Origin of the sequence: Tsukamurella hominis (genome assembly GCF_965137015.1) — a bacterium.
Taxonomy (GTDB): domain Bacteria; phylum Actinomycetota; class Actinomycetes; order Mycobacteriales; family Mycobacteriaceae; genus Tsukamurella; species Tsukamurella hominis.
This window is the reverse complement of the sequence record NZ_CBCRZG010000017.1, coordinates 44,024-65,035: the sequence shown is the minus strand read 5'-3', so window position 1 is coordinate 65,035 and position 21,012 is coordinate 44,024. Positions and strand designations below refer to the sequence as shown.

15 protein-coding genes are annotated in these 21,012 nt (G+C 70.7%); 12 read left to right on the top strand and 3 right to left on the bottom strand.

Going from position 1 to position 21,012, the window contains the following annotated elements:
* The first annotated feature begins 37 nt into the window (after window positions 1-37).
* Genes ACM9LD_RS18930 through ACM9LD_RS18920 form a run of 3 tightly spaced genes read left to right on the top strand, consistent with a single transcriptional unit; the run spans window position 38 to window position 2,821 of the window.
* Window positions 38-1,054: a FecCD family ABC transporter permease gene (locus tag ACM9LD_RS18930; protein WP_462933954.1), complete on the top strand. Its 1,017-nt coding sequence runs from the start codon at window positions 38-40 to the stop codon at window positions 1,052-1,054.
* Window positions 1,054-1,818, top strand: coding sequence for an ABC transporter ATP-binding protein (locus ACM9LD_RS18925; RefSeq protein ID WP_415678102.1), 765 nt, complete (start codon window positions 1,054-1,056; stop codon window positions 1,816-1,818). Before ACM9LD_RS18930 ends, ACM9LD_RS18925 begins: the two co-directional genes overlap by 1 nt.
* A gap of 1 nt (window position 1,819) precedes the next feature.
* Window positions 1,820-2,821: an ABC transporter substrate-binding protein gene (locus ACM9LD_RS18920; RefSeq protein ID WP_415678101.1), complete on the top strand. Its 1,002-nt coding sequence runs from the start codon at window positions 1,820-1,822 to the stop codon at window positions 2,819-2,821.
* Between the two features lie 51 nt (window positions 2,822-2,872).
* Here ACM9LD_RS18920 and ACM9LD_RS18915 read toward each other — a convergent pair whose 3' ends face one another.
* Window positions 2,873-3,694 (bottom strand): LppX_LprAFG lipoprotein, encoded by an 822-nt coding sequence (locus tag ACM9LD_RS18915; protein ID WP_415678100.1) that lies wholly within the window; start codon window positions 3,692-3,694, stop codon window positions 2,873-2,875.
* 453 nt (window positions 3,695-4,147) lie between these two features.
* Here ACM9LD_RS18915 and ACM9LD_RS18910 point away from each other — a divergent pair, with 453 nt between their 5' ends.
* From ACM9LD_RS18910 to ACM9LD_RS18880, 7 genes are read left to right on the top strand one after another with little or no spacing between them, the layout of a single operon-like run.
* Window positions 4,148-5,578, top strand: coding sequence for a fatty acid desaturase (locus tag ACM9LD_RS18910; RefSeq protein WP_415678157.1), 1,431 nt, complete (start codon window positions 4,148-4,150; stop codon window positions 5,576-5,578).
* A gap of 10 nt (window positions 5,579-5,588) precedes the next feature.
* Window positions 5,589-6,830 (top strand): type III polyketide synthase, encoded by a 1,242-nt coding sequence (locus tag ACM9LD_RS18905; protein ID WP_415678099.1) that lies wholly within the window; start codon window positions 5,589-5,591, stop codon window positions 6,828-6,830.
* A gap of 7 nt (window positions 6,831-6,837) precedes the next feature.
* Window positions 6,838-8,577 (top strand): ATP-binding cassette domain-containing protein, encoded by a 1,740-nt coding sequence (locus ACM9LD_RS18900; RefSeq protein ID WP_415678098.1) that lies wholly within the window; start codon window positions 6,838-6,840, stop codon window positions 8,575-8,577.
* A gap of 41 nt (window positions 8,578-8,618) precedes the next feature.
* The gene (locus tag ACM9LD_RS18895) at window positions 8,619-10,820 is read left to right on the top strand and encodes a malate synthase G (RefSeq protein ID WP_415678097.1); all 2,202 of its coding nucleotides are present in this window, start codon (window positions 8,619-8,621) and stop codon (window positions 10,818-10,820) included.
* A 35-nt stretch (window positions 10,821-10,855) separates the two neighbouring features.
* Complete coding sequence (locus tag ACM9LD_RS18890; protein ID WP_415678096.1) at window positions 10,856-11,674, top strand: spermidine synthase; 819 nt, start codon at window positions 10,856-10,858, stop codon at window positions 11,672-11,674.
* Window positions 11,675-11,684: 10 nt separating this feature from the next.
* On the top strand, window positions 11,685-12,788 hold the full coding sequence (locus ACM9LD_RS18885) for a hypothetical protein (protein ID WP_415678095.1): 1,104 nt from the start codon (window positions 11,685-11,687) through the stop codon (window positions 12,786-12,788).
* Between the two features lie 24 nt (window positions 12,789-12,812).
* Complete coding sequence (locus ACM9LD_RS18880) at window positions 12,813-13,403, top strand: hypothetical protein (protein ID WP_415678094.1); 591 nt, start codon at window positions 12,813-12,815, stop codon at window positions 13,401-13,403.
* Between the two features lie 78 nt (window positions 13,404-13,481).
* Here the strand turns inward: ACM9LD_RS18880 and ACM9LD_RS18875 are convergent, their stop codons facing one another.
* Window positions 13,482-15,392 carry an HNH endonuclease signature motif containing protein gene (locus ACM9LD_RS18875; protein ID WP_415678093.1) on the bottom strand — a complete coding sequence of 637 codons (1,911 nt, stop codon included), beginning with the start codon at window positions 15,390-15,392 and terminating at the stop codon, window positions 13,482-13,484.
* Between the two features lie 476 nt (window positions 15,393-15,868).
* Between ACM9LD_RS18875 and ACM9LD_RS18870 the strand changes: the two genes are divergently transcribed.
* Complete coding sequence (locus ACM9LD_RS18870) at window positions 15,869-16,141, top strand: antitoxin (RefSeq protein ID WP_415678092.1); 273 nt, start codon at window positions 15,869-15,871, stop codon at window positions 16,139-16,141.
* A gap of 99 nt (window positions 16,142-16,240) precedes the next feature.
* Window positions 16,241-18,097: a Na+/H+ antiporter NhaA gene (gene nhaA, locus ACM9LD_RS18865; RefSeq protein ID WP_415678091.1), complete on the top strand. Its 1,857-nt coding sequence runs from the start codon at window positions 16,241-16,243 to the stop codon at window positions 18,095-18,097.
* 63 nt (window positions 18,098-18,160) lie between these two features.
* On the opposite strand, the gene gcvP is transcribed toward nhaA, so the two are convergent.
* The gene (gene gcvP, locus ACM9LD_RS18860) at window positions 18,161-20,992 is read right to left on the bottom strand and encodes an aminomethyl-transferring glycine dehydrogenase (RefSeq protein WP_415678090.1); all 2,832 of its coding nucleotides are present in this window, start codon (window positions 20,990-20,992) and stop codon (window positions 18,161-18,163) included.
* Between the last annotated feature and the right edge of the window lie 20 nt (window positions 20,993-21,012).

The following is a 21,012-nucleotide window of genomic DNA, read 5'->3' as shown; positions in this document are numbered from 1 at the left end:
GGGGAGTCGCGGAGTGCGAGTGGTCTCGTCGCGCCGTGTGGCAGTGCTGTTGGCCTGCTTGCTGATCGCGCTGATCGCCGCGATGTGGCTGGGCGTGCTGCTGGGCACCGTCCGCATCCCCTGGCAGGACTCCACCCGCTACGTCTGGGCCTTCCTCACCGGCGGCGTCATCGACGCCGAGCACGCCACCCACTACCGGATCGTCGCCGATTCGCGGATCCCCCGGGTACTCAGCGCCGCGATCGTGGGCGCGGGGCTCAGCGCGATCGGCGTCGCGGTCCAGGCGATGGTCCGCAACGCCCTCGCGGACCCGTACGTCCTCGGCATCTCCTCCGGCGCGTCGGTCGGCGCGACGACGGTGGCCCTGTTCGGCGTCCTCGGCACGCTCGGCCTGTACGCGCTGCCGACCGCCGCCTTCCTGGGCGCGCTCGGCGCGACGGCGCTGGTCTACCTCATCGCGTACCGCGGCGGCGGGCTCACGCCGCTGCGGCTCGTCCTCACCGGCACCGCCCTCGCGTACGGCTTCTCGGCGGTGACGACGGTGCTCGTCTTCCTCGCGCCGCGCGGCGACGCGGCCCGCACGGTGATGTTCTGGCTGTTCGGCAGCCTCTCCCCCTCGACCTGGCGCACGACGGCCCTGCTCGCGGTGACGGTCGCGATCGGTCTGGTGACGCTGCGGTACGGCGCGCGCAAGCTCAACGCGCTCGCCCTCGGCGACGAGGTGGCGATCTCCGTCGGGCTCTCGGCGTCCGGATACCGGTCCGCGCTGTTCGTGCTCACCGCCGCGATGACCGGCATCATCGTCTCCGTCTGCGGCGCCATCGGCTTCGTCGGGCTCGTCGTGCCGCACGTCGCCCGGCTGCTGGTGGGTGCCGACCACCGCCGCGTCCTGGTGATCGCGCCCGCGCTCGGGGCGGTCTTCCTCGTGCTCGCCGACATCGCGGCCCGCACCGTCGCCCCGCCGCAGGAGCTGCCGCTCGGCGCGATCACCGCCGCCGTCGGCGTGCCCCTGTTCATCGCGCTCATGCGCCGCAGGTCCGTGGGGAGCGCGTGATGCGGGTCGAGTACAGCGACGTCTCCGTCGAGCTGGGCGGGCGGCGCATCGTCGAGAACCTCAGCCTCACGGCGGAATCCGGCGAGTTCATCGGCGTCGTGGGCCCCAACGGCAGCGGCAAGTCGACGCTGCTGCGGTGCGCCTACCGGGCGCTGCGGCCGGCGACGGGCAGCGTCACCGTCGAGGGGCGGGACGTCACGGCGATCAGCCTCGGGGAGAACGCGCGGCAGGTCGCGGCCGTGATGCAGCACGCCCCCTTCGACATCGGCTTCACCGCGCGCGACATCGTCGAGACCGGTCGCCTGCCGCACCGCCGCCGGGGCGTGCCCCTCGTCGCGCACCGCCGCGCGGTCGACGGTGCGCTCGCCGCCGCGGGTGCCACGGAGCTGGCCCGACGGGACTTCGGCACGCTCTCGGGCGGCGAGGCGCAGCGGGTGCTCATCGCCCGGGCCTTCGCGCAGGAGCCTCGGGTGCTGGTGCTCGACGAGCCCACCAACCACCTCGACGTGCGGCACCAGTTCGCGGTGCTCAGCGCCGCCCGCGACCTGGGGGTGACGGTGATCGCGGTGCTCCACGACCTCAATCTCGCGGCGCAGTACTGCGACCGCCTCTACGTGCTGTCCGAGGGGGCGCTCGCCTGCTCCGGCACCCCGGAGGAGATCCTCACGCCCGCGACGCTCCGGCAGTACTTCGACATCGGCGCGCACGTCGTGCCCCACCCCCGCCTGGGGGTTCCCCAGGTGATCTTCGACGAAGGACGATGACATGAAACGCCTGCCCCTGCTGCTGCTCGGCGGCGCCCTGCTCGCCGGCTGCGGCGCGACGGTCGAGGACACGGCACCGTCGGCCTCCTCCGGCCCGCCCGCCACCGTCACCAACTGCGGTGCGCCGCTGACGGTGCCGGGCCCGCCGAGCCGGGTGGTGGTGAACGACACCGGGACTGCTGAGATCCTGTTCGCGCTGGGCCTGACCGACCGGGTCGTCGGATACACGACCTACGACGGCAAGCACGTCGACTACAACACCTCGCCGTGGAAGGCCGACTTCGACCGCGCCCCCAGCCTCGGCACCGCCTTCACCCGCGAGACCATCCAGGCGGCCCGGCCCGATTTCGTCTTCGCGGGCTGGAACTACGGCTTCAAGGAGACCACGGGCGTGACGCCGGACTGGATCCGCGGGATCGGCGCCGTGCCGTACCAGCTCACCGAGGCCTGCCGGCAGGCCGGGAGCACGAAGCGGGGCATCATGCCGCCGCTCGACGCGCTGTTCGCCGATCTGGCGAACCTCGGCACCCTGTTCGGGGTTCCGGAGCGCGCGGAGCAGCTGATCGCCGAATACCGCGCCCGGATCGACAAGGTCCGGACCTCCTCCGCGCCGGCGACGAAGAAGGCGCGGGTCTTCCTGTTCGACAGCGCCTCCCCCGACCCGTTCACCTCGGGTCGCACCGGCACTCCGCAGGCGATCATCGAGAATGCGGGCGGCGAGAACGTCTTCGCCGACCTCGACGACTCGTGGACTACCGCGTCCTGGGAGGCTGCGGCGCAGCGGGATCCGGAGGTGATCGCGATCGTCGACTACGGCGTCGGGCCCGAGAACACGCCGGAGGCCAAGCTCACCCAGCTGCGCTCGCAGCCGCTCATGGCGAACACCACCGCGGTCCGCGAGGGCAACGTCGTGGTGATCCCGTACGCCGGCTGGGTCGAGGGCCCGCGTACCCCGGGCAGCGTCGAGACGCTGGGCGCGTACCTGCGCTCGAAGGGCTTCTGACAGCGGGAAGCCGGACCTCCCCCCGAAGGTCCGGCTTGCCTGGAGCACTCGCTACGTGGCCGGCTTGGTGATCTTCACGTCCTTGCCGAACTCGGTGAGGTTCAGCGTGATGGGCAGGTCCTTCAGCTTGACCTCCATCCGCGTCACGTTCGGCTTGGGCTGCGGGTTCGCCGACGGGTCGAAGACGATCCACAGCGTGATGGGCAGTGACGTGCCGGCGTTGCCGCGGGTCGCGATGTCCGTGATCTGCGGCAGCAGCGGGTCCAGGACCTGGGTGGCGACGGTGCCGGTCACCTTGACGGTCTTGAGCCCGTTGGCGGTGTCCTTACCGTCGACCTTGGGGTTCTGCACCGAGTCGAGGATCTTGGCGAGGCCCTTCTCCAGGTCCAGGATGATCGCCGGGTCGTAGACGCCCTTCTCACCCGTCTTGCCCATCGGTTGGTACTTCGCGCCGCCGAGATTGGCGTACATCACGCCGTCGATGACGACGAACTTCGTCTGCACGTAGTTGTCCTGGACGCGGACGTTGGCGTCACCCTGCGCGGCCACGCGCTTGGTGTCCTTGAAGGAGATGATGTCGCCGGTCACGCTGGTGACGGGCAGTCCCTGGATCCCCTTGTCGACGGCGAGCGTCAGGTGCTCGGAGTAGGTCTCCCGGGTGGCCAGCGCCGCGTCCTTGACGATCTCGATCGTGGGCAGGCCGCTCGCGTCGACCGACGGTGCGGCCGTGGGCGAGCCCGAAGCGCCGCTCGCGGCCGCCGCGGTGGCGGTCGTGGTACCGGCGTCATCGGACTTCTTGTCAGCACAACCGGTGAGCACCAGCGCGCCGGCGGCGAGCAGCGCAACAGCCGCCCGCGATGCCTTGAGGTTCATGGGTTCCCCCCTGGAATCTATCCGGGCGGAACCGCCCGGAGCCGAATGAAAGGGCGGAAGCCCCGCCCTCACGATGAAGTATGCATGAATTCCGGAGCCGATCGAAGCATTCTTCTGCGCGATTTCCGGGCAAATCGGACACTTGAAGGTAGCGGCAAGCGCACCTTCAGCGATCCATTAGCGTGACCGGAGACGGTCTACACAACCGCCGAAACCGGCAGTGTTCAGGAGGAACGAGAAGTGTCGATCAATTCCACCCCGCCACCGGCGCCGGCCGGGCGCGGCGCGGCCGACCCCGGCCCCCGCGATCTCGAGCGCGGCACCGACCCGGGACGCGGAGGCGGTGCAGGTCAGGACGGCGCTTCCGGCCCCGACGAGCGCGATCCCGGTCGGCGCCCCGCCGGCCCCCGTGGCCGCGATTTCGACACCGACGGCGACCCCGGGCCCCGCGATCTGGGCCGGGAACCCGGCCCCGGAGGCGGACCGCAGTTGTCCAACGTGTGGGTTTACAAGGGCCGCGCCTACGACCTCTCGGAATGGATCAACAAGCATCCGGGCGGGGAATTCTTCATCGGGCGGTCCAAGAATCGTGACATCACGTCGATCATCGGCTCCTACCACGCGAATCCCGAGAAGATCGAGAAGATGCTGGAACGGTTCGCCCTCGATCGCGACGCCCGCGTCGAGGACGTGCACCCGAAGAACAATGCGCCGGCATTCCTCTTCAAGGACGGATTCGACAGTTGGCGCGACACCCCGCGCTATCGGTTCGACGATCCGAAGGATCTGCTGCACGCGGTGAAGGCGCGGCTTCGAGAGCCGGCGATGAAGGCGCGTGTGAAGCGCATGGACCGGTGGTTCAACGTCGTCGCCGCGGCGCTGGCAGTGGCCTATGTGGTGGTCATCGCGACCCGCCTGGGCGTCCCGTCGTGGATGCCGATCTGGCTGTTCGTGCTGCTCATGGTGATCCTGCGCAGCTCACTGGCGGGTTTCGGCCACTATGCGATCCACCGCGCGCAGAAGGGCGCGACGAAGGTGCTGGTGAACGCCTTCGACATCAACTACGTCGCACTGTCGTTCGTGACTGCCGACGGGCACGCGCTACTGCACCACCCGCACACACAGAGCGAGGTGGACATCAAGAAGAACGTCTTCACCATGATGATGGACATCCCGCGCTGGTACCGGATCCCGATCCACACGCTGCACAAGTTCGGGCACACCGCGACGGGCATGACGATGCGGCTGTTCGAGATCGTCAAGCTCACCCGCCAGGTGGGTGTGGCGGACATGTACGGCTCGCTGCGCGGGGCGCTCCCCCACTTCCTCGGCGCCTTCGCGATGCGCGCACTGCTCATCGGCGAGTTCTTCCTGTTCCTGTTCCTGGGCGACGTGTGGGCCTGGGTGGCGCAGTTCGTGGCCGTGCTGTGGGTGAGCACCTTCCTGGTGGTCGCGAGCCACGACTTCGAGACGGACGTCGACGAACTCCCCGAGGTCGAGACCGAGGACTGGGCGGTGAACCAGCTCAACCAGGCCTACGACCTGTGGATCTCGGGCAACCGGTACGTCGACTGCTTCCTCTCGGCCGGCCTGTCCAGCCACCGCGTGCACCACGTCCTGCCCTACCAGCGCAGCGGCTTCGCGAACATCGCGACCGAGGCGCTGATGGCCGAGGAGGCCGCGAAGTTCGGCGTCGAGTGGCTGCCCCGGCGCAGCTTCTTCTTCGACCGCCTGCCGGACCAGGTCCGTACCTTCCTCGGCAGCAAGGCCCGGCCCGCTCAGGAGCAGGGCCACGGCTTCTTCCGCGAGCACTTCTCGCCGGAGGCCCTCAAGACGTCGGGTTCGTACGTCGTCGCGGGTTTCACCGGCATCGGCACGGTTTAAGGAGATGACCATGAACGCCGGCACACAGGGCGCCCCCGCCCTCGACGTCGCAGCAACCGCCCTTCCCGCCCCCGGGACCTGGTTGGGCGCGCCGCCCGCGCCGCCGACCTCGGTCGCGGTGATCGAGTCGCTCGCGACCGGCTCGCCCGCGCAGACCTACGGCCAGGCCGAGTCCGCGGACCGGGTGGCCGCACGGTTCGACGATCCGAAGCAGGCCGAGCGGATCCGCCGCGTCTACGCCAAGACCAGAGTCGCGGAGCGGCACCTGGTGATCGACCCGCTCACCCCGGAGTTCGCGGAGTTCAGCACCCGCCCGGACACCGTCCGCGAGCGCATGGACCTGTTCTACGAGCACGCCGCGCCGCTCGCCATCGACACCGCCCGCCGGGCCCTCGGCGTCGGCACCGAGCACGCGGTCGCCCCCGAGGACGTCGGCCAGCTGGTCTTCGTCACCAGCACCGGCTTCCTCGCGCCCGGCGTCGACGTCGCGGTGATCCGCGCGCTCGGCCTCGCCCCGCAGACCAGCCGCGTGGTCATCAACTTCATGGGCTGCGCCGCCGCGATGAACGCGCTGCGCGTCTCCACCGACTACGTGCGAGCCCACCCGGACCGCAAGTCGCTCATGATCTGCCTGGAGCTGAGCTCGGTGAACGCCGTCTTCTCCGGCGATCCCAACGACGTGGTGATCTCCAGTCTCTTCGCCGACGGCTGCGGCGCCGCCGTCATCGGCGCCAGCGAGGTCGGGCACCCCCTGCCCGGCGGCCGGATCGTCGTGCGCGACACCTTCACCCACCTGCTCGACGGTGCCGAGGACGGGATCGTCCTGGGGGTCAACGCCAACGGCATCACGTGCGAGCTCGCGGAATCCCTGCCGCAGTACATCGTGAACGGCGTGGCGCCGGTGATCGACGAGGTGCTGGACCGCAACGGCCTGGGCCGGGAGGCCATCGCGCACTGGGCGATCCACCCCGGCGGCCCGAAGATCATCGAGTCCGCGTCCGCGGCGCTCGGCCTGCCCGACGAGGCCTCCCGCACGAGTTGGGACGTGCTCGCCGAGCACGGCAACATGCTCAGCGTCTCGCTGCTGTTCGTCCTCGAGCGCCTCCTGGCACAGGTCGGCTCCGACGGTGCCGCCCCCACCCCGGGAGCCCCGTCGACCGGCATGGCCTTCTCCTTCGCACCCGGCGTGACAGTGGAGGGCTTCCTCTTCGACGTCGTGCGCGACGACCCGACCGCACCGTCCGGCGAATGAGCGCACCATGAAGCTCTTCAAGTTCCTCCTCTCGATCTCGCCGGCCGCGATCGCCGCTGCGGTGGTCGCGGGCCTGGTGGCCGGCGGCGCGAACGCGTACCTGCTCACCCTCATCAACGGTCTGGTCGCGCCGGGCCCGATGCCGACGGTGACGGTCACCCAGTTCGTGCTGACCGCCGTCGTCGTGGTGGTGGCGGGCGTCGCCTCCCAGCTGATCCTGCTGCACCTCGCGCAGGCCGCGGTCTACCGGCTGCGGGCGCGGCTCTCGCAGCGCGTACTGGCGGCGCCGCTCGAGCACATCGAGCGGCTCGGCGATCACCGGTTGCTGGCGACCCTTACCGAGGACGTCCGCTCCCTGTCGATGGCGGTCTCCGGCATCCCCGGACTGTGCATCGACCTGGCGACGATCATCGGCGCGCTGACCTACCTCGCGACGGTCTCGGGCACGCTGTTCGCGGTCTCCGTGGCCGGCACGCTCATCGGCATCGCCTGCGTGGAGACGGTGCTACGCCGGGTCCGGGAGACCTACCGGCGGGCCCGCGAGCTCGACGACGCCCTGATCGGCTCGTTCCAGGAGGTCACGCACGGGGTCAAGGAGCTCAAGCTGCACCGCGCGCGGCGCACCGACTTCCTGGACCGCAAGCTGCTGGGCACCGCCGAGGACCTGCGCCGCAAGCACGTCGCAGCGGGCACCCGGTTCGCCGGCGGCCAGGCCCTGGGCCAGGTGCTGCAGCTGGGCACGATGGTGCTCATCCTGTTCGTCCTCGCCCGGGCGATGGAGCTGCCGCGCGAGACGATGATCGGCTACGTGCTGGTCACGACGTTCCTGTCGATGCCCATGCAGAGCCTGATGCACCGCATCCCCGACCTGCTGCGCGGCGACGTCGCGCTGGCGAAGATCCGCGGCCTCGACCTCTCACTGGAGACCCCGCGCGACGAGTCGGTGCTCCCCTACGACGGGCGGCCCGTCGGCGACGGCACCGTCGAACTGCGGGGCGTCGGCTACGAGTACCTGCCCGAACCGCCGCAGCACGGCCCCGGCCAGCACCCGCCGCACGGCGGCCCCGGTGGCCCGGGCGGCCCCGGGGGTCCGCCGCCGCACCCGCCCCAGGGACCGCCGCCCGGGGTCCCGCACGGCTTCCGCCTGGGCCCCGTCGACCTGACGCTGCGCCCCGGCGAGGTGACCTTCGTGGTCGGCGGCAACGGCAGCGGCAAGTCGACGCTGGCGAAGCTGATCTGCGGGCTGTACGCGCCGCGGATCGGCGAGATCCGCGCCGGCGGCGAGCCGATCGGCCCGCAGAACCTGGAGTGGTTCCGGCAGCACACCACGGCGGTGTTCTCGGACTTCCACCTGTTCGACGACTACCTGGGCCTGGCGGCCGACGACCTGGACGACCGGGTGCGGGGCTTGCTGCACGACCTGGAGCTGGCGCACGCGGTCACGGTGCAGGACGGGAAGCTCTCGACGCTCGCCCTCTCGACGGGGCAGCGCAAGCGGCTCGCGCTGCTGACCGCGCTGCTCGAGGACCGGCCGGTGTACCTGTTCGACGAGTGGGCCGCCGATCAGGACCCGCGGTTCCGCGCCGTCTTCTACGACCGGATCGTGGCGGACTTGAAGTCGCGCGGGAAGACGGTGGTCGTGATCACCCACGACGACCGGTACTTCGACCGCGCGGACCAGCTCGTGAAACTGGACTTCGGCCAGGTGGTCCCGGCGTCGGCGGCGATCGCGCGCGGAGTAACCTGATCCCTACCTATCAGTAGCTACGAAGGGGTTGAAGTACAACCATGGTTGACACCGCCCGGACATCCGTCGCCGGCCTCGAGGTCGCAACGGTCCTCTACGACTTCATCAACAACGAGGCACTTCCGGGCACCGGTGTAGACCAGACCGCCTTCTGGGCGGGCGCCGCGCAGCTGATCGCCGACCTGGTCCCGAAGAATCGGGCGCTGCTCGCCACCCGCGACGAGCTGCAGGCGAAGATCGACGCGTACCACGCGGCCGCTCCGGGCGAGATCACCGACTTCCCCGCGTACAAGCAGTTCCTCACCGACATCGGCTACCTGGTGCCGGTCCCCGAGGACCGCGAGATCACCACGGCGAACGTCGACACCGAGATCACCTCGACCGCCGGCCCGCAGCTGGTGGTCCCGATCCTCAACGCCCGCTTCGCGATCAACGCCGCGAACGCCCGCTGGGGCTCGCTGTACGACGCCCTCTACGGCACCGACGCCATCTCGGAGGCCGACGGCGCCGAGAAGGCGCCCGGCGGCAAGCCCGGCTACAACAAGGTCCGTGGCGACAAGGTGATCGCCTTCGCCAAGGACTTCCTGGACAAGGCCGTGCCGCTCGAGTCCGGCTCGCACGCCGACGTCGTCGAGTACCGCATCAACGGCACCGAACTGCTGGCCACCGTCAAGGGCGCGTCCGGCTCCAGCGAGGACGCCTCGGTCGGCCTCGCCGACCCGTCGGCCTTCGTCGGCTACACGGGCGAGAAGGACGCACCGTCGGGCATCCTGCTGCGCCACAACGGCCTCCACCTGGAGATCCAGATCGACGCGGCCTCCCCGATCGGCTCGACCGACCGCGCCGGCGTCAAGGACGTGCTCGTCGAGTCCGCGGTCACCACGATCATGGACTTCGAGGACTCGGTCGCGGCCGTCGACGCCGACGACAAGGTCGTGGGCTACCGCAACTGGCTGGGCCTGAACAAGGGCGACCTCGCGGAGGAGGTGTCGAAGAACGGCAAGACCTTCACCCGCACCCTGAACCCGGACCGGGTGTACACCGCCGTCGACGGCTCCGAACTGGTGCTCCACGGCCGCTCGCTGCTGTTCGTCCGCAACGTGGGCCACCTGATGACCACCGACGCGATCCTGCTGAACGGCGAGGAGATCGGCGAGGGCATCCTCGACGGCATCGTCACCTCGCTCATCGCGATCCACGGCCTGTCGGGCGACATCAAGAACTCGCGCACCGGCTCGGTGTACATCGTGAAGCCCAAGATGCACGGCCCCGACGAGGTGGCCTTCGCCGCGGAGATCTTCGCCCGCGTCGAGCAGCTGCTGGGCCTGCCGGCGCTCACCCTCAAGGTGGGCATCATGGACGAGGAGCGCCGCACGTCGGTGAACCTCAAGGCCGCGATCGCCGCCGCGAACGACCGCGTGGTGTTCATCAACACCGGCTTCCTGGACCGCACCGGCGACGAGATCCACACGTCGATGGTCGCGGGCCCCATCGTCCGCAAGGGCCAGCTGAAGGGCCAGACCTGGTACCCCGCGTACGAGGACAGCAACGTCGACATCGGCCTGCACGCGGGCCTGCAGCACAAGGCACAGGTCGGCAAGGGCATGTGGGCCATGCCCGACCTGATGGCCGCGATGCTCGAGCAGAAGATCGCCCAGCCCAAGGCCGGCGCGACCACCGCGTGGGTGCCCTCGCCCACCGCCGCCACCCTGCACGCCCTGCACTACCACCTGGTGGACGTGTTCGAGGTGCAGAACGAGATCGCCAAGCGCGATCCCGCGTCGGTCGACGACATCCTCACCATCCCGCTCGCGAAGAACGCGAACTGGTCGGAGGAGGAGAAGCGCGAGGAGCTGGACGAGAGCGCGCAGTCGATCCTCGGCTACGTGGTCCGCTGGATCGACGCGGGCGTCGGCTGCTCGAAGGTGCCGGACATCCACGACGTGGCCCTCATGGAGGACCGCGCGACCCTGCGCATCTCCTCGCAGCTGCTGGCGAACTGGCTGCGCCACGGCGTCGTCACCGAGGACGAGGTCATCGAGGCGCTCAAGCGCATGGCTCCGGTCGTCGACCAGCAGAACGCCGGTGACCCGGACTACCGCCCGCTGGCGCCGGACTTCGACACCAACATCGCGTTCCAGGCCGCGAAGGACCTGATCCTGCTCGGCGGCACGCAGCCGAACGGCTACACGGAGCCGATCCTGCACGCGCGCCGTCGCGAGTACAAGGCCGCGAACAGCTGAGCGGTTCCGACCCCGTGACCGATGCCGGGCCGGTCGTGATCGAAGCCGATCGCGACCGGCCCGGTGCGTTCACAGTGCTTCTCGACGGGACGCCGCAGAGCTACATCGACACCGGCGACCCGACGAACCTCGTCTTCGAGTACGTCCGGCGGATCGGGCACGTCGTGGACCTGGCGCGACCGGCCGGCGAGCCGATCACCGCCGTCCACCTGGGCGGCGGTGGCTTCACGCTGCCGCGGTACATCGCCGCCACCCGCCCCGGCTCGCGCCAGCAGGTACTGGAGAACGATCGCGCGCTGATCGACGCGGTGCGCGCCGCCGCGCCCCTGCCGAAGCGCGAGCAGATCAAGATCCGCTGCGCCGACGCCGCGGTCGCCGCCACCGCGCTGCCCCCGGGCATGCGCGGCACCGTCGACCTGCTGATCCTGGACGTCTTCGCCGGGGCCCGCACCCCGGCGGCGCTCACCACGCGCGAATTCTTCGCGTCGCTGACGCCGCTACTCGCGCCCGGCGCGGTGGTGGCGCTCAACATCGCCGACGGTGCGCCGCTCGCCTTCGCCCGGTCCGTCACCGCGACCGTGGCGCAGGTGTTCGGCGACTCCGTCGGGAGTTCCGTGGCGATCGCGGCCGAGCCCGCGGTGCTGAAGGGTCGACGATTCGGGAACCTCGTGCTGGTGGCGGGCGCCGTGCCGGATCTGCTGGAACGCGGTCTGGGGCGCCGCCTGGCCGGCGATCCGTTCCCGGGAACCCTGCTGGCGGGCGCCGAGGCCGCCCGGTTCGTCGCCGGGGCGAAGCCTTTCACCAGCGCGAACGCACAGGAGTCTCCTATGCCACCGCGTGGGCTCTTCGGGTAGGTTGCTCTCGATGGGATCACATCGTTCTGGAACCGGTTCCCGTGGCGTCGCGCGCTGGCTGATCGCCGCGGTGGCCGTCGTCGTCGTGATCGCCGCTGTGGCGGCCGCCATGGTGTGGCTGTCGGGCCGCTCGGAGCAAGAGGGCCGCGACGCCGCCGCCTCGTGCGTGCGCGGCGACCTCGCCGTGCAGGTGGCGGCGGCGCCCGCCCTGGTCGGCCCGCTGCGCCGGGTCGCGGAGAGCTTCAACGCGAGCGGTGCCGTCTCGGCGGACTACTGCCCGAAGATCGAGGTATCGGGGATCGACTCGCCGGTCGCGCTCGACGCGCTGTCGGGCACGTGGGACCCCAAGCTGGGCCCGGCCCCGTCGCTGTGGATCCCCGAGAGCACGCAGTGGACCGCCCGGCTCGCAGCCGCCAAGCCCGCCGAGGTGTCCGGCCAGCCGACGTCGATCGCCTCGTCGCCCGTGGTCCTCGCCGTGCGCGGCTCGGCGCGGTCGGCCTTCGACGAGGTTCGCTGGCTCGACCTGTCGGCGAAGCAGGAGCAGCTGCGGATCGCACTGCCGACGGGGGCGGAGGCCGACGGGACGTACCTCGCGGCCCAGTCGGTCGCCGCCGCGGTCGCCCGCACGGCGGGGGCCGCCCTGTCCGACGAGGCGGCCAAGAGCCCGGTGGTCACCGGCTCGCTCGCGCGGTGGGCGAAGGACGCGCCGAAGTCCACCACCGCCGGCGCCGCCCTCGACGCGCTGACCAAGCCCGGCGACGCGATCCGCGCCGTGCCGGTCACCGAGCAGCAGCTCGCCGCGTTCGCGCGGGGTCGCGGCAACGCCGCCCCGGTCGCGGTGTACCCGGCGGGCCCGACCGCCTCGGCCACCTACCCCGCGGCCGTGCTCGACCGCGAGGACACGACCGACGCGCACGATCGCGCCGCCGCCGACTTCGTCTCCTTCCTCACCCAGGGCGGCAACGCGAAGCCGCTGGCCGAGGCCGGCTTCCGGGTCGTCGGCGAGCCCGCGCCGGCCAAGACCACGTCAGTTGAGTTCGGCACCGTCGAGCCCCTCGCACCCGCCTCGAACGCCGCCGTCATCTCCCTCGCGGACACCCTCAACCGGCGGTAGCGGGCGCCGATCGATCCTGACCGAATGCCGAGCATGCCCGACACCAAGCAGACCAAGACGATCGGCGAGCACCACGTCGCCTCCGAGCTCGCGCGCCGGGGTTGGGCACCGGCCTTGACCCGCGACGGTCTGGAGCGGACCGATATCCTCGCTGTGCACGCGGCTGGGACCAATCGTCGACAGATCGAGGTTCAGGTCAAGACCTCGCGGTACAAGCAGGCGAACCGAGTCAGCTGGCCGATCGGCGTCAAGAGCCAGCAACCGAGTGCACACGAGCGCGAGTACTTCGTCCTCGTCGCGGTCCCGGAAGCTGAATCCATCGCACCGCGCAGTTTCGTGATCCCGCGCGATCACGTCGCTGCCGCTGCGTGGATCAGCCACATGCACTGGTACACCGAGCCGGGGATACCTGCCGGTCGACGCAACGCCGGCATCGATCGGTCGAGGGTCGCACTGAGGGTTTTCGCGGACTACGAGGGCCGTTGGGACTTCCTCCACGCCGACTCTCGTGACGTGCCAGTGCTCCTACCCGTGCAGTATCGCGAGTACGCCCAGGAGAAGCGCGTGGGGCTTCCGCCTGACCACCCGTGGACGGAATCCCTGCCGAAGTGGTGACGATGCGGGTGAACCGAGGCCGTTGTGTACCCGAGCCCCGGGCCGTGCGGCGCGCCTAGAGGTTGCGCGGGATCCTGGTCAGAAAGGTGGCGGGCCGTCGAACGACGGGGTCCGGCTCGGCGACTTGGACTCGCCGATCGCGGCGGCGAGATGCTCCTCGATCGTGCTGATGGGAGTGTTCGCGCGGGCGAGCTCCTCCTCCATCGCGGCGACGTTGCGCTGCCGTAGGCGCTCGCGGCGCGCGTGTTCGCGTTGGAGGCGCGTGCGACCTCCCGGCGGTGGGGTGTGCTTGCGGCGGTTCGATTCTTCGGTGCTGTCGGGCAGAGTCCAGCGCACGCGCTTCAGGTCGGGGAACAGTGCGAGGACGGTGCCGCTGGGGTCGACGATGTAGCGACGTCCGTCCGGCGAAGTCCACAGGATCCGGCCGTCGGGCAGGCGCGCGTCGATCCACCCACCCGCGGTCTTGAGCTGATGGTGTGCGGTGCACAGCGGCTGCAGCTGCTCCACCGAGGTAGCGCCACCGAGTTCCGGGTCGCGGTGGTCGTACTCGCGCCGATGGTCGAGCTGCGCCCGCGTCGCTGGACGGGTGCAGTAGGGAAACACGCACCGCGGGAAGACCAGTCGTAGGTACCGCCGCAGGTCCGCCGACGGCCGATATCCGTGGCTCCCGCGCGCGGACACCACTGCACCGGCACCACCCGCGTCGCACGCGTCGACCTCGGTGTCCACACCGATGTTCGGAGGCGCGCGCCAGAGACCGGGGTCGTCATCGGGACCAGGCGGCGGCCCGTCGGGCGGCGGCCCGTCGGGCGGCGGAGCGTCGGGCGGCGGAGCGTCGGGTGGTGGCCCGTCCGGGGGCGGCGGGCCTCCGCCGAACCACGTCCCGTCACCCTGACCCGGACCCTCATGACCTTCGAGCCGGACGACGATGTCCGCCCACACGACCGCGAAGTCCAACCTCCCGCGCGGACCATCGAAGTCCGCTGCGGGAACAGAGGTCTGCTCGCGCTCTGTCCGTCCCGAGGGCTGATGTTCAGCGATCTCCGTTTCGTCGAGCCTCTGTCCGAAGGGGCGGATCCTCGCGTCCTCGCGAGCAGCGAGTTCGCGCGCGTGGTCGCCGGTGATCGGTCCGTGCCCGACCAGATACCCGAAACCACCCCGCGCATCGGTAGCGAGCGCCGCCCCATGATCGGAACCGCCGTCCGGCGCAGGGAGGTCACGCTCGTTGATGACGACGTTGATCATCGTCACGAATCGGGTGATCACGCCATCCGCATCCGGCTCGCCGTGGAAACGCGCCTCGCGATAACGACAGTCGGGCGTCTCGCAATGGCAGCCGAGGGTGCCGTATCCCCGGGTGAGCTGGACCCAGCCGTCAGCGCGACGCTGCGCCGGCGTCCGCGGATCGGCGTCGCACACGGTGCCCGCGACGTGGTCGACCCGCGCCTCCACCTCGCGCACATCCTCTGCCGGCATGAGGGCGAACACCGCGGCCATGCCGTCCTGCTCGGGACGGAAGCTCACCCTCCGGTCCTCGATCGCCGCGCGGCGCCGCCGTTCGGCCGCCTCCGCATCGATCTGATCGACGATCAGGTCGGCAGCCTCCCGCAACGCGGGGAGTGAGAGCACCTCGTAGTCCATCGTCAGCCGGTCGGCGAGGAGTTCGTCGAACCGGCGCACCTGCTCCCCGTCGAGGGCCCGGGACCGATGCAGCGCCGCCTCCCCCGCCTTGGGCGAGATCACGTTCTCCCCGATCAACGCGAACACCTTGGGCAACCGCTCGACGAGGCCGATCGCCGTCTCGATCGCGATCCGGGCGGCTGTCGACCCCAGCCGCAGCAGCGTCGAGACCTGCGCCTCCAACGCCACGCCTGCCGCGGTGAGTCTCCGTCGGGCCTCCAGCGCCTCCGCGAAGTCCCCCGGCCGGGCCAGGTACTCCGCCTCGTCGTCGGCGTACATCACCCGATGCAGGGCGTACACGGCCGTCATCGTCCGGCAGTACGCGAGGCTCTCGCATCGACGTTGTTCGAACAATACCTCGGCGACCGCACGCTCCTGACCAGCCGCGCCGATGAGCCCCGCGGGGATCATTCCCCCAGGTAGGTTGCTCACCCCGGCCGGCATCGTCATCCTTCGATTCTACGCTCGTTCGAACGTTCACGCCATATTTGTTCGAGCGTCGTTCGAACGGACGTCCGGTCGGCAATACCGGCGCTCGAGCTCGCCGCGCGCGCCGCCCCGGTGCCCGCCGCGGGCGGGCACCAAGCCGCACAGACGTCTCCGAGTACGCCAGCACGCGAGCACGGTTTCGCCACATATGGGCCCCGTCGTCTGGAATCGGAGCGATCGAGACCTCGGCGGCACCCCCGATCTCGGATACGGTGAACGAGGAACACAGCCGCGGGCCGTCGCGGTGAAGCAGGAGCGACGGCGGTCAGCGAACGAGTCCATCGGAAGGTTGCATCATGGCGCTTCTCGACAAGATCAAGGAACTGCTCGGCAAGAACCCCGACCAGGTCAACAAGGTGATCGACAAGGCGGGTAGTGCGGCGAAGGGCAAGTTCGCCGGCCACGAGGACAAGATCGATCAGGCGGTGAACAAGGTCAAGGACGTGACCGGCGGCGCGAACCCGTCCGCCGGCGGTGCAACGCCGCCCGCCGGCGGCGCCACCCCGCCCGCCGGTGGGGCCACTCCACCCTCCGGCGAAGCCGCTCCCGGCACTCCGCCCCAGGGCTGACACCGATCGACGACACGTGCCCACCTCCTGAGGAGGTGGGCACGCTCGCGTCGCGGGACCGGCAGGCCGTGACACCGGTTCCGCCGTAGGGTGTCCGACATGTCCACCACCGATGTGCCCGACCGTCGGCTGAGTGCGTGGGCCGACACGGCGGTCGAGAAGCTGCGCACCGAGTCCGGAAGCGCACTGCTGCTGGTCGTCGTCTCACTGATCGCGCTCCTGTGGGCGAACTCGCCGCTCTCCGACGCCTACTTCCACCTCTGGGAGACGCCGATCAGCGTGGACATCGGCGGCCTGCGGTTCGACATGAACCTGCATCACTGGATCAACGACGGCCTGATGGTCGTGTTCTTCTTCCTCATCGGCCTGGAGGTTCGGCAGGAATTCGCCGTCGGCTCGCTCCGGGACCGCAGCAGGGCGATGGTCCCGCTGGTCGCGGGCCTCGCCGGCGTCGCGCTCCCCGCCCTGATCTACCTCGCGATCGCCGGTGGCACCGCACCGTCGGGATGGGGCGTCGTCGTGGGCACCGACACGGCCTTCCTCCTCGGCATGCTCGCGATCCTCGGCCCGCGGATGTCCAGCCAGCTGCGGGTCTTCCTGCTGACACTCACCGTCGTCGACGACTTCCTCGCCGTCGCGATCATCGGCACCGTCTACACCGAGGACCTGAACTTCACCGCCCTGGGCATCGCGCTCGCGGGCCTCGTGCTCCTGTGGCTCGTCGGGCGGAGCGGGCAGTGGCGCAGCGGCCCGTACGTCCTGCTGATCGTGCTCATCTGGGCGGCGACGATCAAGTCCGGCGTGCACCCCTCCCTCATCGGGATGGCCGCCGGGCTGATGATCCCGTCGGCGAACCCGGACCGCGCGGACGTCGTCGCGGCCAAGCACCTCTTCCGCGACTACTGGCAGGCGCCCGCCGCCGGCGCGGCGCGGATCGTGACGAGCGGCGTGCGTCGATCCATCTCCGTCAACGAGCGGATGCACGAGTCGCTGCGCGGCGTGGTGTCACTGGTCGTGGTCCCGATCTTCGCCCTCGCCAACGCGGGCATCGACCTCCGCGGCGACGGCCTCGGCGACGCGCTGCGTTCGCCGATCACGTGGGCCGTGGTCGCGGGCCTGGTTCTGGGCAAGTTCGTCGGGATCTCGGCGGGCACGTGGCTCTCCGTGCGCTTCGGGCTCGGGAAGCTGCCCGACGGTGTCGGTCGGGGCAGCGTCCTCGGCGGCGCGGCACTGTCCGGGATCGGCTTCACGATGGCCCTGCTGATCATCTCGCTCGCCTTCGACGACGAACGGCAGGCCCAGGCGGCGACAGCCGGAGTCCTCATCGCGATGGTGCTCTCCCTGCTCCTGGGCTGGGCGGTGTTCCGTCTCGCGCGGGTGCGGTGGGGCGAGACGTCGGCCGACCTGCCGGTCACGCTGGACCCCGCGGTACACGGCAGCGACCACGCGATCGGCGAGCCCGACGCCCCGTACACCGTGGTCGAATACCTCGACTTCGAGTGCCCGTTCTGCGCCCGGGCCACCGGTATGGGCCGGGACCTTCAGGAGCACTTCGGCGACGACATCCGGTACGTGGTGCGCCACCTGCCCCTCGAGGACGTGCACCCGCACGCCTTCCGCGCGGCGATCGCGGCCGAGGCGGCCGCCCAGCAGGGCGCCTTCTGGCACATGCACGACATGCTGTTCACCCACCAGGACCATCAGGAACCCGAGGACCTCCGACGGTACGCCGAGGAGATCGGGCTGGACCTGGACCAGTACGACGCCGCCGTCGCCGACCCCGAAGTCGCCGAGCTGATCCGGCGACATCTGCGCAGTGCGCACGACAGCGGTGCCCGCGGCACCCCGACCTTCTTCCTCAACGGGGTCCGGCACCGCGGTCCGCACGACGCGCGGACGCTGATCGCGGCGCTCGAATCGACCGAGCTGGCCTCCGCCACGCGCCGGCGGTCGTGACCCGGGTTCCGGGCCTCGCGGATCGACAGGCCCGCTTCCGGACGCGCCGGTGCCGGCGGGTACCTACTCGGCGAACGCCTCGATCGGCGGGCAGGAGCACACGAGATTGCGGTCGCCGTAGACCCCGTCGATGCGACGGACCGACGGCCACACCTTCGCGCGCGCGCCGCCCGACGGCAGGCCCTGCGGGTAGACAGCGGTCTCACGCGAGTAGGGGTGATCCCACTCGGTGACAAGGCACTCCGCGGTGTGCGGGGCGCCGCGCAGCGGATTGTCGTCCACCGGCCACTCCCCCGACGCCACGCGGGCGATCTCCGCGCGGATGGCGATCATCGCGTCGCAGAACTCGTCGATCTCGCCGAGCGACTCGCTCTCCGTGGGCTCCACCATCAGCGTGCCCGCGACGGGGAAGCTCATCGTCGGCGCATGGAAACCGTAGTCGGCCAGGCGCTTCGCGACGTCGTCGATGGAGACGCCGGTCTCCTTCGAGATGCCGCGCACGTCGAGGATGCACTCGTGCGCCACGCGGCCGTTCTCGCCCGTGTAGAGCACCGGGAACGAGTCGTTCAGGCGCGCCGCGATGTAGTTCGCGGAGGCGATCGCGGTCAGCGTCGCGTTGCGCAGCCCCGAGGCGCCCATCATCCGGATGTACGCCCACGTGATCGGGAGGATCGAGGCGCTGCCAAAGGGCGCGGCCGAGATCGTCGGGCCCGTACCCAGCGAGGGCTCGAGCGGGTGCCCGGGCAGGAAGGGCGCGAGGTGGCTGCGGACGCCGATCGGGCCGACGCCGGGGCCGCCGCCGCCGTGCGGGATGCAGAAGGTCTTGTGCAGGTTCAGATGCGAGACGTCGCCGCCGAACTTGCCGGGCCGCGCGAGCCCGACCAGCGCGTTCATGTTGGCACCGTCGACGTAGACCTGCCCGCCGGCCTCGTGGACCGCGCCGCAGATCTCGCGCACCTCGTGCTCGTACACGCCGTGCGTGGACGGGTAGGTGATCATGATCGCCGCGAGCTCGTCGGCGTGCTTGGCGATCTTCTCCTTGAGGTCCGCGGTGTCCACGTCGCCGGACTCGCGCGAGGCCACCACGACGACGCGCAGGCCCGCCATGACGGCCGACGCCGCGTTCGTGCCGTGCGCCGACGACGGGATCAGGCAGACGGTGCGGTGCGCGTCGCCGCGCGAGAGGTGGTAGTTGCGGATCGCGAGCAGGCCCGCGTACTCGCCCTGCGAGCCGGCGTTCGGCTGCAGCGAGACGCTGTCGTAGCCGGTGATCGCGACCAGCCACTCCTCCAGCTGGGCGATCAGCGCGCGGATGCCCTCGGTGTCCGCGGCGGGCGCGAACGGGTGCAGCCGCGAGAACTCCGGCCAGGTGATGGACTCCATCTCGGCGGTCGCGTTGAGCTTCATGGTGCACGAGCCCAGCGGGATCATCGAGCGGTCCAGCGCGATGTCCTTGTCGGAGAGCTTGCGCAGGTAGCGCAGCATCGCCGTCTCGGTGCGGTAGGCGTGGAACGCCGGGTGCGTCAGGAACTCGGAGGTCCGGTTCTCGATGTCCGACGGGGCCGCCTGAACCGGGCTCGCATCGAACGCGGCGAGGACCGCGGCGACATCGGCCTCGGTCGACGTCTCGTCGAAGGCGACGGAGACGTGGTCGTCGTCCACGCGCCACAGGTTGTAGCCGGCGGCCTTGGCGGCGGCGAGCACATCGTCCGCACGGCCCGGGACCTGCACGAGCACGGTGTCGAAGAAGTCGGCGTGCACGACGGCGTCGCCGAGCGCGGCGGCCAGCGCCGAGGCGCGGGCGTGGACGCGCAGCGCGATGGCCCGGAGCCCCTCGGGGCCGTGGTAGGAGGCGTACATCGCGGCGAGCACGGCCAGCAGCACCTGGGCGGTGCAGATGTTCGACGTGGCCTTCTCGCGGCGGATGTGCTGCTCACGGGTCTGCAGGGCGAGGCGGTAGGCGAGGTTGCCGTCGGCGTCGACGGAGACCCCCACGAGCCTGCCGGGGATCTGCCGCGCGTGCTTGCTGTGCACCGCGAGGTAGCCGGCGTGCGGGCCGCCGAAGCCGAGCGGCACGCCGAAGCGCTGCGTCGTGCCGAAGCAGGCGTCGGCGCCCTGCTCCCCGGGAGGCGTCAGCAGGGTCATCGCCAGGAGGTCCGCGCCCACGGCGACGAGCGCGCCGCGCTCGTGGGCACCGTCGATCACGGACTGCACGTCGGCGATCCGGCCCGAGGCTCCGGGGGTCTGCAGGATGACGCCGAAGAACTCGCCCTCGGGCAGGCCGGTGGTCACGTCGTGGACCAGCACCTCGATGCCCAGCGGCTCGGCGCGGGTCTCGATCACGGCGAGGGTCTGCGGGAAGACGTCGCGATCGACGACCAGCCGCGGGCTCTTGGACTTGCCGGCGCGGCGCAGCAGGGTCATGGCCTCGGCGGCGGCGGTCGCCTCGTCGAGCATGGAACTGTTGGCGATCTCCATGCCGGTGAGGTCGGAGACCATGGTCTGGAAGTTGAGCAGGGCCTCGAGGCGGCCCTGGCTGATCTCGGGCTGGTACGGCGTGTAGGCCGTGTACCAGGCCGGGTTCTCGATGATGTTGCGCAACAGGACCGGCGGGGTCAGCGTGTCGTAGTAGCCGAGGCCGATCAGGGTGCGGTCCACGGTGTTGCGGTCGGCGAGGGCGCGCAGCTCGGCGAGGGCGTCGTGCTCGTCGATCGGGGCGGGCAGGGCGCCGAGGCCGTTGTCGGCCGCCGGATCCAGGATGGCCGACGGGACCGCGGCGCGGGCCAGGTCGTCGAGGCTGTCGACGCCGATGACGCGCAGGATCTGCTCGAGATCGCTCGCGTCGGGGCCGATGTGGCGCGCGGGGAAGTTGCTCGCGGGAGTGCTGTCGGACACTGGGGACCTCCGGGCCGGGT